The sequence below is a fragment of the Achromobacter spanius genome (genome assembly GCF_002812705.1).
Classification (GTDB): Bacteria; Pseudomonadota; Gammaproteobacteria; order Burkholderiales; family Burkholderiaceae_B; genus Achromobacter; species Achromobacter spanius.
Genome location: NZ_CP025030.1, coordinates 1,442,681 through 1,458,557, shown reverse-complemented (window position 1 = coordinate 1,458,557; position 15,877 = coordinate 1,442,681). Strand labels below are relative to the sequence as shown.

Sequence of the window (15,877 nt, the reverse complement as noted above, 5' to 3'; positions counted from 1 at the left end):
CATGAAGACCATCAAGCCTTTCCGCCTGGGCATCCTCACACGACCCTATCGTAATCAGCGCTGCGACGTGCTGGGCGTTTCCGTCTTCGCCTTGGTCGACATCGCGCAATCCCCCACCTTGTTGAGCGACCAGCACCTGTGGAAGCTTGCCGCTGAAGAAGGCATCGGCGCGCTGGACCTGGCCACGCCCAAGCAGTACCCGGAAGTGCTGGTCTCGGGACATGCCTACCCGCATGACGCCAAGCAACCCGGCGCGTGCGGCGTGCGCGTGCAGGTAGGCGCCATCGACAAGTCCTTGCTGGTGTTTGGCGACCGCTACTGGATCGATGGCAAGGCGACCGCGCCACAACCTTTCGCTCGCATGCGCCTGGACTGGAGCCGCGCCTATGGTGGCCCGGACGTTGCCGAAAACCCCTTGGGCATCGGCGCGCACGACGAAACCATCAATGGCGTGCGCGCGCGCCGGTTGCCGAACATCGAACATCCCTTGCAGCGCATCAGCGCCCCCGGCCAGCGGGTGGCGCCCGCGGGCTTTGGCGCATTGCCCGTGGAATGGCCGCAACGGGCATCGCATATGGGCCGCGACTACGGGCAGGAATGGCTGGAGCACGACTTTCCCGGCTTCGCGCGCGACATGGACTGGCGCTTCTTCAACGCCGCGCCGCCCGACCAATGGGGGCCGGCCAACGCCGAGCTTGCCGGTGGCACGGACTACGCGCTGTGGAACCTGCACCCGCAACAGCCGGTGCTGCGCGGCCAACTGCCCCACTGGCGCGCGCGCTGTTTTGTCAGCCGCCACGCGGACGGCAGCGCGCTTGAAGAGGTGTCGCTGCGCCTGACCACCGCCTGGTTTTTTCCCGACCACACGAAGATGGTGTTGATGTGGCATGGCGCAGTTCACGTGCAAGAAGATGACGCGGCGGATATCCGCCACATCATGCCCGCGCTGGAACACGCGGGTCAGCCGAAAGCGCTTGCCCATTATGAAGACGTGGTGCGGCAACGCCTGAACCCGGAGCTAGGCTCCGTCTACGCCTTGCTGGACGCGCAGCTCGTGCCCGAAGATCTTTGCGGCGGGCAACTGGAAGGCGATGCGCAAGCCGTGGCCGTGCGTCCCACCAACAAGAACGTGCATGCTGGGCTGGCACGCCGCCATGCCCGCGAACGTGAGTCACTATTGGCGCAGGGCCTGGACCCGGATCGGTACATGGTCCCGTTGGACCCGCCGCCCACGGCGCCCCGGCTTGCCGATCTGCCCCAGACCATTCTGCGCATGCAGGAAGAGCTGGAAGCCGCCAAGCGCCTGTCTGGCGGGCCAGGGGCGCGCGCGTTGGCTGATCCCAACCTTCCGCAGATGGCCGAGGTGGCTGGCGTGGACATGGACGCGCTGCGTCGGCAAGACGCGGATGGCAAGCTACCGTCGGGTTTCGATCCCCGCAAGATCAAACGGCACATCGCCGAATTCGACGCCAGCCCGCATGCACAAGCTGGACGCGCCTCAGTGGACAGCGAAGGTACGCAGCCGCCATTGGCCGACACGCTGGGCCCGCAGGTTCACCAGGCCTATCAGCAATCCGCGCACCATTTCGCGCCGCCCCCGCCCATGCCGCCGTTGCGCGCGCAGCGCACGCGCCGCAAGCTGGAAGCGCAGTTGAAAGCCAGCCGGGACTGTCGCGACATGAACCTGAGCGGCGCGGATCTATCCGGCATGGACTTGTCCAACGCCAATTTTCAGCGCGCGATTTTCGCGGGCGCGAAACTCGTGGACACGCGGCTGGATGGCTGCGACCTGACGGATGCGGTCCTGACCGGCGCCGACCTGACCCGCACAAGCCTGTCCGGCGCGAACCTGACGCGCACCAACCTGGGCCGCACGCAATGCGTGAACGCGAACTTTGCAACGGCCCAGATCAAGGAGTGCACGTGGGACCACGCCCACTGCGAAGACTGCAATTTTGTTGATAGCGCATGGCAGTTGGGACGCTTGCATCAGGCGCGGCTGATACGTTGCGACTTCGGCCGCGCGAGCTTTCACCAATGGGCAGCGATGAGCGCCACGTTCGAGGACTGCCGCTTTCTCAAGGCGCAGCTGGATCAATGCGTGTTCATGCAAGGTGCGCTTGCCAACGCCGACTTTACCGACGCGGCGCTGGTGCGCGTGAGCTTCATGGATGCCGGCTTTACTGGCCGCTTCAGCATGGAGGCCGCTACGCTGGACGGCTGCGCTTTCGCGGGCCGCGTCGAACTTGCAGGCGCGCGGTTGCGCGGCATGCAGTTCAAGCACGGCAGCGCACGCGGCGCCACCTTGACGGGGGCCGACCTGCGCGGCGCCACCCTGAACGCCTGCGACTTTTCCGAGTGCCTGTTGCAAGACGCCGATCTTAGCGGCCTGACCGCCCCCGACACGCACTTTGTGCGCGCGGATTTCACCGGTGCCCGCCTGCGCGACGCCAACCTGATCAACGGCTTGCTGGGCAAGGCCATCTTTCTGCGCGCCGATCTCACGGGCGCGAATTTCTTCCGCGCCGATGTCGCACAGACTCGGATGGACGACAGCACCGGGCTGGACCACACCTACACACAAGGCGCGAAGCGCTGGCCCGCCAGACAGCCGGAGCGCCCCGCATGAACCTCGACAAGCTGCTGGACAGCGTGCGCCATGGCGAGCCGATCCAACACCTCAGTTTGGCGGGTGCCGATCTGCGCGGGCAGGATCTGGCCGGCGCGTTCTTCGATCACGTGGACTTCACGGATGCGCGAATGAGCGGCTGCCAGTTGCAGGACAGCCAGTTCATCAGTTGCGACATGACGCGCTGGGAAGCCGACGGCGCCAACCTGGACACGGCGCGCCTGCTTCGCTGCCGCGCGCCAGGCGCGACGTTCAGCGGCGGCCAATTTCATGGCACGAGCTTCACCGAATGTGATCTGGCGGGCGCCAGGCTGGATCAAGCCACGCTTCATGAAGCGTCTTTCACCGCGACCTCACTGGCGGGCGCGTCGTTGCGGGCGGCTCGTGTGGAACGCTCGGTGTTCTCGCGCGGGGCATTCGCCAATGCGGATCTGACGCAAGCGCAATTCAGCTACACCCTGTTCCATCAACTGGACCTGCACGGCGTGACGCTGACCGGCGTTAGCGCAGCCAGCACCATGTTCACGGAATGCAATCTGTCGGCGCAGAACGTCGCGGGGCAAGCCTTTGCGCTGTGCCACTTCACGGATTGCCAACTGGACGCGGCGGACTTTCGCCAGTGCGATTTGCGCCAGTCGGGCTTCAAGGGCTCGTCGTTGCGGGGTGCGCGCTTTGCCGGTGCTTGCGCGCCGCAGGCGCTGTTCCCCCTGGCCGATCTAAGCGGAGCCGATCTGCAAGGCGGCCGCTTTGACGGCGCCATCTGGGCCGAGGCCACACTGGACGGCGCCACGTTCCAGGGCGCAAGCCTGGGCCTATGCATTTTTCAGCGCGCGCGTTGTGCCAACACGGACTTTCGCGGCGCCCATCTTGTCGACGCCGATTTCTCGCTGGCGGATCTGGACGGCGCCGACCTGCGCGACGCCACGTTCCTGCGCACACGCATGCATCGCGCGCTGACGCGCGGGGTGCGCTGGTCGCAGCGCCACGGCATCCTCGACAACGACGCCCCCTTGCTCGACGCCGAACTGTGGTCGGCGGGACGCGCCGGCCTTTGACCCATCGCAACAGGAGTGGAAACCATGCAAGTGCTCTGCCAGTTACCCAGCGTGGGGTTGGGATTCCCCGATGTCTGCAAGACACCGGTGCCGCCGGTGCCGCACATTGACGTGTCCACGTCGTCCATGGGCATCCCGGTGGTGTGGAACGTGTGGCTAAGCTGCATGCCGATGCACAACATGGTCACGACCATACCGGTGACGCTCGGCGATACGGCTGGCGTGGGCGGCGGCCTGATCTCGCAGACCTTCATGGGTCGGGCGCGCTACATGACCGGGGCGTTCACGGTGCTGGTGCGTGCCGCGCCGCTGGTGCGCGTAACCAGCCTGACCTTGCAGAACACGATCAATGCGCCGGGTTTCAAGGCGGCCACACCGCAGAAGTCGATGTTTGCCTTGGCGGCGTGACGCATTCGGGGCGGCTGGCAGCAGCCGCCCGAATCAAGGCTGACGGCTACAGCTGACCGTACGAGTGCAGCCCCGACAGGAACATGTTCACGCCCAGGAACGCAAAGCCGGTGATCAACAGCCCCATCAGCGCCCAGTAGGCCGCCATGGTGCCGCGCAGGCCCTTGATCAGGCGCATGTGCAGCCAGGCCGCGTAATTCAGCCAGACGATCAGCGCCCAGGTTTCCTTGGGATCCCACTGCCAGTACGCGCCCCAGGCGTCCGCCGCCCACAGCGCGCCCAGAATGGTCGCCACCGTGAAGAAGGCGAACCCGATCGCGATGGCGCGATACATGATGTCGTCCAGCACTTCCAGCGAGGGCAGCGCGGCGGCAATGCGGCGGCGGCCCAGCAGGATGGCGCCCACGATCACGGCGCCCACGCCGAAGTACAGCATCCAGGTGGCGGACAGGCCATCGGTGCGGAACACCATCGGCTCGGCGCACAGCAGCACGCCCAGAATGAACAAGGGCGCCAGCTTGGCCCACGACGTGGTCTGCCCGTGCTGCTTGACCAGGTAGGCAAAGCCCACCATCGCCGCCAGCGAGAACGTGCCGTAGCCGATGAAGTTGGCGGGCACGTGCAACTTCATCCACCAGCTTTTCAACGCCGGCACCAGCGGTTGGATCTGGCCGGCATCGCGCGTGAAGGAATACCAAAGCAGAAACACGACGGCGGACGTCACCACCAGCAGCACGAAACCGCCCAGCGCGCGCGTGGCGTACTTGCGTTCGTAATACAGGTAGAACAGCGCCGTGATCAGCGAAAACAGCACAAAGACTTCATACAGGTTGCTGACGGGGATATGGCCCAGATCTGGCCCCATCAGATGGCCTTCGCGCCAGCGCACCAGCAGGCCGGTGACGCCGGCAAATACCGCGCCCCAGGTCAACGCCGTGCCCAGCCACGCGGCGGTGGGGCTGAACACGCCGATCCAGTAGCAGACCATGGCCAGCGCGAACAGCGCGCACATCCACAAAATGGCGGACTGGGACGAGAACAGGTACTTCAGGAAGAACACCTGCTCGGCGCGGGCCAGGTCATTGCCGTACAACATCAAGGCCAGGCCCGCCGCGATCGCACAGGCGACCATCAGACGGCGCAGCGGCCGCCACAACCAGCCCAACCACGCCAGCGCGGGCACGGTGCCGCACAGGATGATCTTCTCGTAATAATCCATCGCGTTGCCGTGCCGGGTCAGCGCGAAGGCCGCGCCCACCGACAGCAACAGGAAGAAGACTACGTCGGTCCAGTCCGGCTTGCCGCGCCGGGCGCGGTTGTCGCCCGTTTCCGACAGGCTGTCTTGCCACAGGGTATCGGGCGACGCGTTCAACGTGTCCGGCGAGGAGGGATGCGGGGTGGTCGTCGTCGACATAAAAAACCTTAAGACCTTTTCTGGCGCAGCAGCGCCTGCTTGAAGCGTTCAAACTCCTGATTGAAGTCGAGTGTACGCTTCTGGGACGTCATGGCCGCCAGGACGCTGCTGCCGCTGCCTTGCGGCTTGACCCAGATCCAGACGCGGCGGTCGCGGATGTAGAACATCGAAAACACCCCCAGGACCAGCAACAGGCTGCCCAGGTAGACCGTATTCTTGCCCGGCGTGCGGCTGACCTGGAACACGCTGGCCTGTACGTGATTAAAGTCGGCCAGCGACAGGAACACCGGCGCCGGATAGACCGTCAGGTCGGACAATGCCGCCACGGCCAGGCGCGACCACACTGCCGCGCGCTCGCCGTCGGGGCCTTCGACCGCGACGGGGGGCAAGCCGGCGCGTTCGCGTTCAATGGCGCGCAGCTCGTTCATGCTGGCCCCGATCAGCCGGATCACCACATCGGCGGCACGCTCCAGGTCGGCGGCAGGGGTGTTGGCTTGCAGGAAGGCCGCAACGGCTTGCAGGCCACCCGACGCAAAGGTTTCCAGCGCGCGCTCGGCGGCGGTTTGCAAGGGCTGGCGGTCGGTGCCGGACGGGCTGTTGCGCTCGGCGAAACGACGGGCGGCTTCACGGCGCGCGGCCGGGTCGGCCAGCGTGGCGCGCAGCCGCATGAATTCCGCGATCGAGCTGTCGTCGTCAGCCGGAATGCGCAGGTAGCGGAACGGCTCGGACGCATTGTTGCGCACGCCGGCCAGGAACACGCTGGCGCCGTCCAGTTCCATGGGCAGCATGTAGTTCTGGAATTCGTGGGCCTGGCCCGCGTCGTCGATCAGCTTGTATTCAACGCTGGGACCCACGTTGCGCAGGTTCTCGTTCTTCTTGCCCGCCGCGCTGCCCGACACCGATGCCACGTGCTCAGCAAAACTCTGGTTGGGACCCTTGGGATCGCCGCGCGTCAGGTCTTCCACATTGATCGGCCGCATGGCCGTGATCTCTACGCCCATGCTGCGCGGACCGGCCGACGTGTGAGCAGTCACTTCGCTTGTCTTGCCCACCGTGCCGTCAACGGCAAAAGTGGCGTCCTGGGAACCTACTAGCGGATAACCTTTCAAGACCACCGTGCTGCCGCCATCGTCAAAGCTGGACTGGTACACCGTCATGCCCTTGAAACGCAACGGCTCGTTGACTTCGATGGTGGAATCGAAGGTCTTGCCCGTATCCGGGTCGGTGACTTCAACTTCGCTGGCGAAACGACTGGGCATGCCGGTCGAGTAGTAATCAACCACGAACTTCTTCAGCTTCAGCGTGAAGGGCATCGGCTGCACCAAGGCGCCGTCGCCCACCATTACGACCGCCGTACTGGCCTGGCCGCCTTCAGGCACCAGCACGCTGGCGCGAAAACTCGGGTTATTGACCGACAGGCGGCCGCTTTCGGGCACTTCCGAAATCAGCATGTTGTCGACAATGGGTTGCTTGCCGCCGAACATGACTTGCAGCCGCACGGGCAACTCGCTGTCTAGCAGACCGCCCACGCAGATGATGACCATGGCCGCGTGCGCGAACACATAGCCCAGGCGGTTGGCGCTGCCCTTCTTGGCGGCCAGCAGCACGCCGTCGTTGTCCTGCCGTACACGCACGGCGTAACCCAGCCGTTCCAGCAGCGCCTTCAGCCCTGCCGAGGTCTGCGCGACATCGGTGGGTTCTTCCGTTTCAACGCGATGCGGAAACGCGCGCAGGCTGCTCGCGCGCACGTGCTCGCGGAATGAGCGCGCTTCGCGCAGCATCTTGGGTGCGTTGCGGGTCAGGCACACCGAGGTCGACACGACCAGGAATCCCATGATCAGCAGGAACCACCAACTGTTGTAGACGTGCCAGATGGAAAACTTGTCGAACACCTCGTACCAGAACGGGCCGAACTGGTCGATGTAGTTGCTGGACGATCGGTTCTGCTGCAACACCGTGCCCACCAGGCTCGCCACGCAGATGAACATCAACAGGCTGACGGCGAACCGCATCGAACCGAGCAGTTCGAAGAAGTCACCGGGCAGGCTGCGTAAAGAGGGGCGAGTGTGGGTGCGTGTTGAATTCATGAAAAAAGGGGGGCCGCGCGATCGGCTACCCCCCTCATAGACAGCGCGTAACGGAATCGGGTTCCGTTACGCTCAGGTTGCATGAACGCGGACCAGCCGCGCGTGTTGCGGGCTGACGCCTACCGCAGGCCTGCCGCGTAGTCGGACACCGCCTTGATATCGGCGTCCGACATGCGGTCAGCAATCGCGAACATGATGTCGTTCTTGCGGTCGCCGCTGCGGAACAGCTTGAGCTGCTCTTCAATGTACATGGGGAACTGCCCCGACAAGCGGGGGTACTGGGCGGGCATGCCCGCGCCATTGGCAGAGTGGCACGCCGCGCAGGCCGGCACATTGCGCTCGGGCAAGCCGCCGCGCCAGATCTTCTGGCCCAGATCCACCAGCTTCTCCTGGCCTGCCGTGGCGGGTTCCTTGAGAGGCTGTTGCGCCAGGTACAGCGCGATGTTCTGCATATCGGCCGGCGTCAGGTTCTGCGCCATGGCGGTCATCGGCGTGGGGTTGCCACCCGCGCCGTTGCGCACAGGCAGCTTGGCGCCCTGCTTGATCTGGAAGTCGGCCAATTGCTTGGCCAGGTATTCGTGGGGTTGCGCGGCCAGGTTGGGGTTCACCGGGATGGTGCTGTTGCCCGCCGCGCCGTGACAGGACGCACAGGCGATGATGCCTCTGGAGGCGTCGCCTTGGTCAAACAACTGGCCGCCCTTGGCGGCATCTGGCTTGGCCGGGCCCGCAGCGCCGTCAGCGGCGAAACTGGGTGTAGAGAAGGCGGAGGCGCCGAGCAACAGCCCGCTCGCAACCAACATTCGGGACAGCACACGCTTCATGAAGACCTCGACGATCACATCGATCAAGGCGCAAAAAGGCGCCCACGCCTGCCCCGCACACCCTGGAAAACCGTATCGAACCTCACTGCCCATTCTGCCTGCCAAGTTGCCGCAGGCACCTAAACAGTAAGCAAAAAAGACGGCTCCGCGCACGGGGACCACTGTTGCAAACGCCGGATTATACAATAGGGCTCGAAACCAACCGTATCCAAAGCCCATCCGTGTCCCTCCTACATCGCGCCTCCTTCCTTACCTCCGCAGCTCGCCTCGACCAGTTGCCGGCCGCCGGCGCTCCCGAGGTCTGCTTTGTCGGCCGCTCCAACGCCGGCAAATCCACGGCCATCAACGTGCTGTGCAACCAGCGCCGCCTTGCGTTTTCCAGCAAGACGCCGGGCCGCACGCGCTTGATCAACATGTTCGGCTTGCCCGACCCGCTGGATCCGGAAGGCCACATCGGTTTTCTCGTTGACTTGCCCGGCTACGGCTATGCGTCCGTCGCGCGCAACGAAAAAGAAAAATGGGCGGACATCCTCGGCGGCTATCTGCGCGACCGCGAGTCGCTTGCAGGCATCGTGCTGCTGATCGACATCCGCCGCGGCGTCACCGAACTTGACCGCCGCCTGGCCAACTTCATCGCCCCCACCGGACGCCCCGTGCTGGCGCTGCTGACCAAGGCCGACAAGCTGCCTTACGGCCAGCGCATGCGCACGGTGTTCTCCGTCCGCAAAGACCTGGCCGACATCGGCGCCCTGCACACCATCCCGTTCTCGGCGCCCGAGCGCATCGGGCTGGAAGAAGCCGGCGCCCACATTGAGAATTGGATTTCCCCCAAGGTCGAATCATGAACCCGCAGATCATCACCCCTGAGTTTCCGGTTTCCCGCCCCCGTCGCCTGCGCCGCGACGACTTCACCCGCCGCCTGGTGCGCGAAAACGCCCTGACGGTCAATGACCTGATCTACCCCGTCTTCGTGACCGACGGCACGGGCGTGCAGCAAGCCGTGGCGTCGTTGCCCGGCGTGGTCCGCTATTCGCTGGACACGCTGCTGCCGGTGGCCGAGCAATGCGTGAAACTGGGCATTCCGGTGATGGCGCTGTTCCCCGTCATCGACCCCTCGTTGAAAACGCCCGACGGCATGGAAGCCACCAACCCGCGCGGCCTGATTCCGCGCGTGGTGGGCGAGCTGAAAAAGCGTTTCCCCGAACTCGGCATTCTGTGTGACGTGGCGCTGGACCCCTACACCAGCCATGGCCAGGACGGCGTCATCGACGAAAACGGCTACGTCATCAACGAGATTACTGTCGAGATCCTGGTCAAGCAGGCGCTGACTCAAGCCGCCGCCGGTGTCGATATGGTCGCCCCCAGCGACATGATGGACGGCCGCATCGGCGCGATCCGCCAGGCGCTGGAAGCCAACGGCCACATCCACACGCAGATCATGGCTTACTCGGCCAAGTACGCCAGCGCGTTCTACGGCCCGTTCCGCGACGCGGTGGGCTCGGCCACCAACCTGGGCAAGTCAAACAAAATGGCTTACCAGATGGACCCGGGCAATCTCGATGAAGCCTTGCGCGAAGTGGCCGCCGATCTGAACGAAGGCGCCGACATGGTCATGGTCAAGCCGGGCATGCCGTATCTGGACGTGCTGCGCCGCGTGAAAGACACCTTCCGCGTGCCCACGTTTGCCTATCAGGTCAGCGGCGAATACGCGATGATCAAGGCCGCCGCCGCCAACGGCTGGCTGGACCACGACAAGGTCATGATGGAAGCACTGCTGGCGTTCAAGCGCGCCGGCGCCGATGGCATCCTGACCTACTTCGCCATCGAAGCGGCCACGCTACTCAAGGCGCAGCGCTAAACGCTTTTACGGCTAGGCGCCGGCTTCGTCCGGCGCAGCCCCAGCCACGTTCCACCCAACACGCAAGCCAGGCCCAGCACGTGGGTCAACGTGACGTGTTCATCCAGGAACAGGGACGCGAACAGCAACCCGAATATCGGCAGCCAGTTCACGAACAAGGCCGCGCGGCTGATGCCCAGCCGCGCGATGCCGGCATTCCAGATGATGTTGCTGACGCCGGACGCAATCACCGCTGAAAACAGCAGCACCAGCCACGGCCACCACGTCATCTGCCAGGTATCGGTCTGGTAGGAAGACGGCGTCACTGCCGCGTGCACCACCAGCATCAGGCCACCTGCCAGATACATGTACCAAAGCATGCCCAGCGGATCCATCGTGCGCGACATGCGCTGAATCACCAGCCCGCCAAACACGAACACCAGCACGGCCACGAAAACCACCGCATCGCCCCAGCCGGTGAGGCCGAACTGCGCGCCACTGCCCGCCACCACCATGCCCACGCCCAGCAGGCCGAGCAAGGCCCCGCAGATGCGTACCGTGGTCAGTTTTTCGCGATAGAACAGCGCGGCCAGCAATGCCGACAACAGCGGGCTGGTGGCCATGATCAACGTGCCGTTGGCCGCCGATGAAAACCGCAGCCCCGACACAAGCGCTACCTGGTGCGCGTACACCACCAGGAAACCCGCCAGCGCCACCCAGCCAAGTTCCATGCGGCCCAGCTTGGGCACGCGGCCTCGACGGGCCTTGATGATCAGGGTGACGGTGATGAACGCAATGACGATCCGCACGGCGGCAAGCGCCTGGATGTCCATGTGCTGCGTGAGGTACTTGATGGAGACGATGTTCAGGCCCCATGTGGCCATGACGAACATCAATTGAACATAGATAAGACCTGTTTGGTCCTGGCTTGCATCAACTGTTGGGGACGTCACGGGCGCCGGCCTGGAGGGAGTGGGATGCGCCGCCCACGCAGCGCAGCCGCCATGGTATATCGCCCGCCGTCAGCGCACCAGCACCTTGTCCAACGATTCCGTGAAGCGCTTGGCGTCCTGGAAACCGACGACGCGCGCGTCCGGCAATTCCTTGCCGCCCGGTTCAAAGAACATGATGCCCGGCGGCCCGAACAGGCGGAACCGCTTGAGCAAGGCCCGGTCGTCGGCGTTGTTCGCCGTCACGTCGGCCTGCACCAGCAGCATGCCCGACATGCGCTGCGCCACGCCCGGATCGGTAAACGTGAAGCGCTCCATTTCGCGGCACGACACGCACCAGTCGGCATAGAAATCCAGCATGACCGGCTGGGTGCTCTGCGCCAGCAGCGCATCCAATTCCGCGTTGTTGCGCACGCGGGTGAACTGAAGCTCGCCCTTGGTGACCGCCGTGCCCACCGGCCCGGAGGCCCCCGCGGCCAGATGCGACAGCGGCTGCAGCACGTCACGACCGCCGCTGGCCGCACCCAGCAGCCACGCAGCGGCCGCAAGCGCCAACAGCAGCCCCAACCCCTTGCCGAACATGCGCGCGGCACCCGCGCCCGCGGGCAAGGCGTCAAACGCACGCAGCATCACCGCCGACACAACCGCCAGGAAGGCCCAGCCCGTCATCTGCACCCAGGTCGGCACCACGGGTATCAGCATCCACCACGCCGTCGCCAGCAGCAGCATGCCGAACAGGCGCTTGACGCCGTCCATCCAGGGGCCGGCCTTGGGCAGCAAGGCGCCTGACGACGCGCCCACGATCAACAGCGGCACGCCCATGCCCCAGGCCATGGCGAACAGCGCCGAACCGCCCAGCACCACGTCGCCCGTCTGCGAGATATACAACAGCGCACCCGCCAGCGGCGCGGCAACGCAAGGTCCGACGATCAGCGCCGACAAGGCGCCCATCACCAGCGCGCCCGTATAGCGGCCGCCCGGCACGCGCGACGAACGCTCGGACAGTTTGGCCTGCACGCCTGACGGCATCTGGAACGTGAAGACGTCAAACATCGCCAGCGCCAACACGGTCAGCAGGATGGCGAACAGCGTCAGGATCCAGGGGGTCTGCAACCAGGCGGCCAGGCCCGCGCCACTCAGTCCGGCGGCGACGCCCAGCGCGGTGTACACGACCGACATGCCCAGCACATACGTTGCGGCCAGGGCCAGGCCACGCCCGCGCGAGGGCCGGGCCTGCGTTGCGCCGCCCAGCACGATCGAAGACAGGATGGGAATCATGGGCAGCACGCAGGGCGTGAATGCCAGCAACAAGCCCAGAACCAGGAACACGCCAGCGGTCTTGGCCCAACCCAGGCCGCCCAACGCATCGGCCAGGCCGGTATCGCCGGCCTTGACCAGCGCGCTCAAGCCACCCGAAGACGCGGCGGGCGCGGCTGGCGCGCTCGCCCCACCCGCCAGCGCGTAGCCGCCGGCAACCGGCGTGAGCTTGACGCTGCTGTCCATGGGCGGATAGCACAGGCCGGCATCCGCGCAGCCCTGTCCGGTCAAGGTCAGGGTAAAGGGCTGTCCGCCCGCGCCCACCGGCACGCGGATCATCACATCCTTGTGAAAGACCTCCATGTCCTTCTCAAAGGTCGGGTCGTACTTGACCTCGCCTTTGGGGTAGACCGCCTCGCCCAATGTGGTGGCGCCGATCGGGCTTATCGTGATGCCGAAACGCTCGCGGTACATGTAGTACCCGGGCGCGACCTTGTAATGCAGTTCCAAGGTGTCGGGCGCGGCCATCTGCGCGCTGAACACGAACGCCTTTTCGGGTTCCAGGAATTCGGCTTCGGCCTGCGCGGCCGTCTGCCAGGTCAGCAGCAACAGCGCCGTCGCCAGCAACACCAGGCTGCGCCCGATCAAGGCGCGCACCGCGCGGATGGCAGGAATCGAGCGCCCGCGCGCACCGACGATACCGGCAAGTTGCAACATTATTCTCTCTTGGTTTGCTTGACGGCCGTCTGTTCGCGAACCCAGTCCAGATAGGGTGCGGCGCCGCCGATAACCGGCAGCACAATGATCTCGGGCACATCGTAGGGGTGCATCTGCGCCAGGGCCTGAACAACGGCCTGATGACGCGCGTAGGTGGTCTTGATGTGGATGGGGACTTCTTCCGTCCCCTCGACCTCTCCGTTCCACAGATAGATGGACAGGCCCGGCGCGCCAAGGTTCACACAGGCGGCCAAGCCATCTTCCACCAGCACATGCGCAATGCGCTTGGCCAACAAGAGATCGGGTGCATTGCTGATGACCAGCACGACGTCGTCATCGCGCAACATGGAGCCTCCTTGGGATACCCGTGTGGGATGTAACTCGGGGTATTTTATCGATATTGCGGCGACCGCTCCGGTTCCATCAACGCGGACGTCCCCCCACCATGCCACCCGCTTTCACGAGGCCCGCATGCCAGACCAATGCCTGTTCTGCCGGATCGCCCGGCACGAGATTCCCGCCCATATCATTCATGAAGACGAGCGTTTGCTGGCCTTCCTGGACATCCAACCCGTGCGGCCGGGACACACGCTGATCATTCCCAAACAGCATTACCCGTACTTCGAGGACATGCCGGCTGACCTGGCGGGGCACATTGTGAACCTGGGGCAGAAGCTGGGCCGCCACATGAAGCGCCTGTACGGCGTGGAGCGGGTGGGCTTCGCCTTCACCGGCATACACGTGGCGCACTCGCACGCGCACGTTATCCCCATGCACCACACGCAAGACGTCACGTCCACGGCGTACATCGAACAGCAGAACCTGACGTTCAAGATGCCGCCACAACCGCCTCAAGAGGCCCTGGCGGCCACCGCCGCGCAATTGCGCGGGGAATTGCACGCGTCCTGATTCAAAGCGCGAGTCGAGCGCGCAAATGCCGGATGCGCAAATGCCGGGCGCAAATAAAACAAGGGCGGGTCCGAAGACCCGCCCTTGTCGCTTATCTAGCAACCGAATTTATTCGGCGCTGTCCTCAGCGGCTTCATCAACTTCCGGACGGTCAACCAGTTCCATGAAAGCCATGGGAGCGTTGTCGCCTTGACGGAAGCCCATCTTCAGCACGCGGGTGTAGCCACCGTTACGGGCCGCGTAGCGCGGGCCGATTTCGGCAAACAGCTTCACCACCGCATCGCGATCGCGCAGACGGGCAAATGCCAGACGCTTGTTCGCCAGCGTGGGCTCTTTGCCCAGCGTGATCAGGGGTTCGATGACGCGGCGCAATTCTTTCGCCTTCGGCAGCGTGGTCTTGATAGCTTCGTGAGTGATCAACGAAACGGCCATGTTGCGGAACATGGCAAGACGGTGACTGCTGGTGCGGTTGAGCTTACGCAAGCCATTACCGTGACGCATGATAAGTTTCCTTTGAATCTAAAGATGGCGTTCGCCATCGGGTGGCCGGCTCTTCTATCAACCTGCAATCAGGCTGCGGTCCGGTAGAAAACGGTGCATTTTACGACGAATTCGCAAACCGCCCGGCGGGGTTGCCGGGCGTTGCAGGAGACGCCCCGTTGCCAGGGCGCCACCCGTTTAAAGCTTAGGGACGCTCCAGGCCCAGGGGCGGCCAGTTCTCGAGCTTCATGCCCAAGGTCAAGCCACGTGCAGCCAGAACTTCCTTGATTTCGTTGAGCGACTTGCGACCCAGGTTCGGGGTCTTGAGCAGCTCGTTTTCGGTACGCTGGATCAGGTCGCCGATGTAGTAGATGTTTTCGGCCTTCAGGCAGTTGGCCGAACGCACGGTCAGTTCCAGGTCGTCGACCGGACGCAGCAAGACCGGGTCGATCTGCGGCGTGCCGCGGACCGGCGCTTCGTACGAATCGCCAGCACCTTCCAGCGCGGCGAAGACCGAGATCTGGTCCATCAGGATGCGAGCCGACTGGCGCACCGCTTCCTCGGGCGAGATCACGCCGTTGGTTTCGATATCCAGAACCAGCTTGTCCAGGTCGGTGCGCTGTTCAACACGGGCGCTTTCCACAGCGTAGCTGACGCGGCGAACCGGGCTGAACGAAGCGTCCAGAACGATGCGGCCGATGGTGTGGGTGCGGTCTTCCGACAGCGCGCGCACGTTGCCCGGCACGTAGCCACGGCCCTTCTCAACCTTGATCTGCATTTCCAGCTTGCCTGCGTCCGTCAGGTTGCAGATGGCATGGCCGGGGTTGATGATCTCGACGTCGTGCGGCAGCTCGATGTCGCTGGCCAGCACGGTGCCCGCGCCAGTCTTGCGCAGAACCAGGGTCACTTCGTCGCGATTGTGCAGCTTGAAAACCACGCCCTTCAGGTTCAGCAGGATGTCGACGACATCTTCGCGAACGCCCGGGATGGTCGAATATTCGTGCACCACGCCCGTCATTTGCACTTCGGTCGGCGCGTAGCCGGTCATCGAAGACAGCAGGATGCGGCGCAGGGCGTTGCCCAGAGTATGACCGTAGCCACGCTCGAACGGCTCCATCACGATCTTGGCATGGTGCGTGCCGACCGGTTCGACTTCAATGGAGCGCGGCTTCAGAAAACCTTGAGTGGACATTTACTGTGTTCCTTTTCAATACCCTCGGCTCGTTACACCGATAAGGCTGATGGACAGGGTGAAACATGAAACTCGGACGGCGCGAAAACGCCGGCCGATACTTACCGCAAAGCCCGCCCCA

The 15,877-nt window shown here is 64.5% G+C and carries 14 protein-coding genes; 6 read left to right on the top strand and 8 right to left on the bottom strand.

Translation table 11 applies throughout. From position 1 onward, the window contains the following. The first annotated feature begins 1 nt into the window (after position 1). From CVS48_RS06635 to CVS48_RS06625, 3 genes are read left to right on the top strand one after another with little or no spacing between them, the layout of a single operon-like run. Complete coding sequence (locus CVS48_RS06635) at positions 2-2,629, top strand: DUF2169 family type VI secretion system accessory protein (RefSeq protein WP_100853748.1); 2,628 nt, start codon at positions 2-4, stop codon at positions 2,627-2,629. After that, positions 2,626-3,684 carry a pentapeptide repeat-containing protein gene (locus CVS48_RS06630; RefSeq protein WP_100853747.1) on the top strand — a complete coding sequence of 353 codons (1,059 nt, stop codon included), beginning with the start codon at positions 2,626-2,628 and terminating at the stop codon, positions 3,682-3,684. The genes CVS48_RS06635 and CVS48_RS06630 overlap by 4 nt, the downstream gene beginning before the upstream one ends. Positions 3,685-3,708: 24 nt before the next feature. Continuing rightward, positions 3,709-4,092, top strand: coding sequence for a DUF4150 domain-containing protein (locus tag CVS48_RS06625; protein WP_100853746.1), 384 nt, complete (start codon positions 3,709-3,711; stop codon positions 4,090-4,092). Between the two features lie 46 nt (positions 4,093-4,138). Here the strand turns inward: CVS48_RS06625 and ccsB are convergent, their stop codons facing one another. The 3 genes from ccsB to CVS48_RS06610 form a co-directional block, all read right to left on the bottom strand. Continuing rightward, positions 4,139-5,506, bottom strand: a complete 1,368-nt coding sequence (gene ccsB, locus CVS48_RS06620) for a c-type cytochrome biogenesis protein CcsB (protein WP_242001350.1) — start codon at positions 5,504-5,506, stop codon at positions 4,139-4,141. An 8-nt stretch (positions 5,507-5,514) separates the two neighbouring features. After that, positions 5,515-7,593, bottom strand: coding sequence for a cytochrome c biogenesis protein ResB (locus tag CVS48_RS06615; RefSeq protein ID WP_172616207.1), 2,079 nt, complete (start codon positions 7,591-7,593; stop codon positions 5,515-5,517). Positions 7,594-7,712: 119 nt separating this feature from the next. Further along, positions 7,713-8,414, bottom strand: a complete 702-nt coding sequence (locus tag CVS48_RS06610) for a c-type cytochrome (RefSeq protein WP_100857537.1) — start codon at positions 8,412-8,414, stop codon at positions 7,713-7,715. Between the two features lie 221 nt (positions 8,415-8,635). Between CVS48_RS06610 and yihA the strand changes: the two genes are divergently transcribed. Both yihA and hemB read left to right on the top strand, forming a co-directional pair. Next, positions 8,636-9,259, top strand: a complete 624-nt coding sequence (yihA, locus tag CVS48_RS06605; RefSeq protein WP_006216506.1) for a ribosome biogenesis GTP-binding protein YihA/YsxC — start codon at positions 8,636-8,638, stop codon at positions 9,257-9,259. Beyond that, positions 9,256-10,272: a porphobilinogen synthase gene (gene hemB, locus CVS48_RS06600; protein WP_100853744.1), complete on the top strand. Its 1,017-nt coding sequence runs from the start codon at positions 9,256-9,258 to the stop codon at positions 10,270-10,272. The genes yihA and hemB overlap by 4 nt, the downstream gene beginning before the upstream one ends. On the opposite strand, the gene CVS48_RS06595 is transcribed toward hemB, so the two are convergent. From CVS48_RS06595 to cutA, 3 genes are all read right to left on the bottom strand, one after another. Further along, entirely contained in the window at positions 10,269-11,144 is an 876-nt protein-coding gene (locus CVS48_RS06595; protein ID WP_100857536.1) for a DMT family transporter, read from the bottom strand. The two genes, hemB and CVS48_RS06595, sit on opposite strands and share 4 nt — an antisense overlap. A 129-nt stretch (positions 11,145-11,273) precedes the next feature. After that, positions 11,274-13,175 carry a protein-disulfide reductase DsbD gene (gene dsbD, locus CVS48_RS06590; RefSeq protein ID WP_100853743.1) on the bottom strand — a complete coding sequence of 634 codons (1,902 nt, stop codon included), beginning with the start codon at positions 13,173-13,175 and terminating at the stop codon, positions 11,274-11,276. Then, the gene (cutA, locus tag CVS48_RS06585; protein WP_050448300.1) at positions 13,175-13,522 is read right to left on the bottom strand and encodes a divalent-cation tolerance protein CutA; all 348 of its coding nucleotides are present in this window, start codon (positions 13,520-13,522) and stop codon (positions 13,175-13,177) included. The genes dsbD and cutA overlap by 1 nt, the downstream gene beginning before the upstream one ends. Positions 13,523-13,646: 124 nt before the next feature. Between cutA and CVS48_RS06580 the strand changes: the two genes are divergently transcribed. Next, positions 13,647-14,084, top strand: a complete 438-nt coding sequence (locus tag CVS48_RS06580) for an HIT family protein (protein WP_100853742.1) — start codon at positions 13,647-13,649, stop codon at positions 14,082-14,084. A 108-nt stretch (positions 14,085-14,192) separates the two neighbouring features. Here CVS48_RS06580 and rplQ read toward each other — a convergent pair whose 3' ends face one another. Together rplQ and CVS48_RS06570 are read right to left on the bottom strand one after the other, a co-directional pair. Beyond that, a complete protein-coding gene (gene rplQ / locus CVS48_RS06575) occupies positions 14,193-14,585 on the bottom strand; it encodes a 50S ribosomal protein L17 (RefSeq protein WP_006389635.1) in 393 nt (130 codons plus the stop codon). Positions 14,586-14,769: 184 nt separating this feature from the next. Then, the gene (locus tag CVS48_RS06570; RefSeq protein WP_006216514.1) at positions 14,770-15,756 is read right to left on the bottom strand and encodes a DNA-directed RNA polymerase subunit alpha; all 987 of its coding nucleotides are present in this window, start codon (positions 15,754-15,756) and stop codon (positions 14,770-14,772) included. Positions 15,757-15,877: the final 121 nt, after the last annotated feature.

Excerpts from the sequence above, each read along its gene's own strand:
- CVS48_RS06635 (WP_100853748.1), top strand. The coding sequence starts at position 2 with ATGAAGACCATCAAGCCTTTCCGCCTGGGCATCCTCACACGACCCTAT.
- CVS48_RS06630 (WP_100853747.1), top strand. The coding sequence starts at position 2,626 with ATGAACCTCGACAAGCTGCTGGACAGCGTGCGCCATGGCGAGCCGATC.
- CVS48_RS06625 (WP_100853746.1), top strand. The coding sequence starts at position 3,709 with ATGCAAGTGCTCTGCCAGTTACCCAGCGTGGGGTTGGGATTCCCCGAT.
- ccsB (WP_242001350.1), bottom strand. The coding sequence starts at position 5,506 with ATGTCGACGACGACCACCCCGCATCCCTCCTCGCCGGACACGTTGAAC.
- CVS48_RS06615 (WP_172616207.1), bottom strand. The coding sequence starts at position 7,593 with ATGAATTCAACACGCACCCACACTCGCCCCTCTTTACGCAGCCTGCCC.
- CVS48_RS06610 (WP_100857537.1), bottom strand. The coding sequence starts at position 8,414 with ATGAAGCGTGTGCTGTCCCGAATGTTGGTTGCGAGCGGGCTGTTGCTC.
- hemB (WP_100853744.1), top strand. The coding sequence starts at position 9,256 with ATGAACCCGCAGATCATCACCCCTGAGTTTCCGGTTTCCCGCCCCCGT.
- CVS48_RS06595 (WP_100857536.1), bottom strand. The coding sequence starts at position 11,144 with ATGTTCGTCATGGCCACATGGGGCCTGAACATCGTCTCCATCAAGTAC.
- dsbD (WP_100853743.1), bottom strand. The coding sequence starts at position 13,175 with ATGTTGCAACTTGCCGGTATCGTCGGTGCGCGCGGGCGCTCGATTCCT.
- cutA (WP_050448300.1), bottom strand. The coding sequence starts at position 13,522 with ATGTTGCGCGATGACGACGTCGTGCTGGTCATCAGCAATGCACCCGAT.
- CVS48_RS06580 (WP_100853742.1), top strand. The coding sequence starts at position 13,647 with ATGCCAGACCAATGCCTGTTCTGCCGGATCGCCCGGCACGAGATTCCC.
- rplQ (WP_006389635.1), bottom strand. The coding sequence starts at position 14,585 with ATGCGTCACGGTAATGGCTTGCGTAAGCTCAACCGCACCAGCAGTCAC.
- CVS48_RS06570 (WP_006216514.1), bottom strand. The coding sequence starts at position 15,756 with ATGTCCACTCAAGGTTTTCTGAAGCCGCGCTCCATTGAAGTCGAACCG.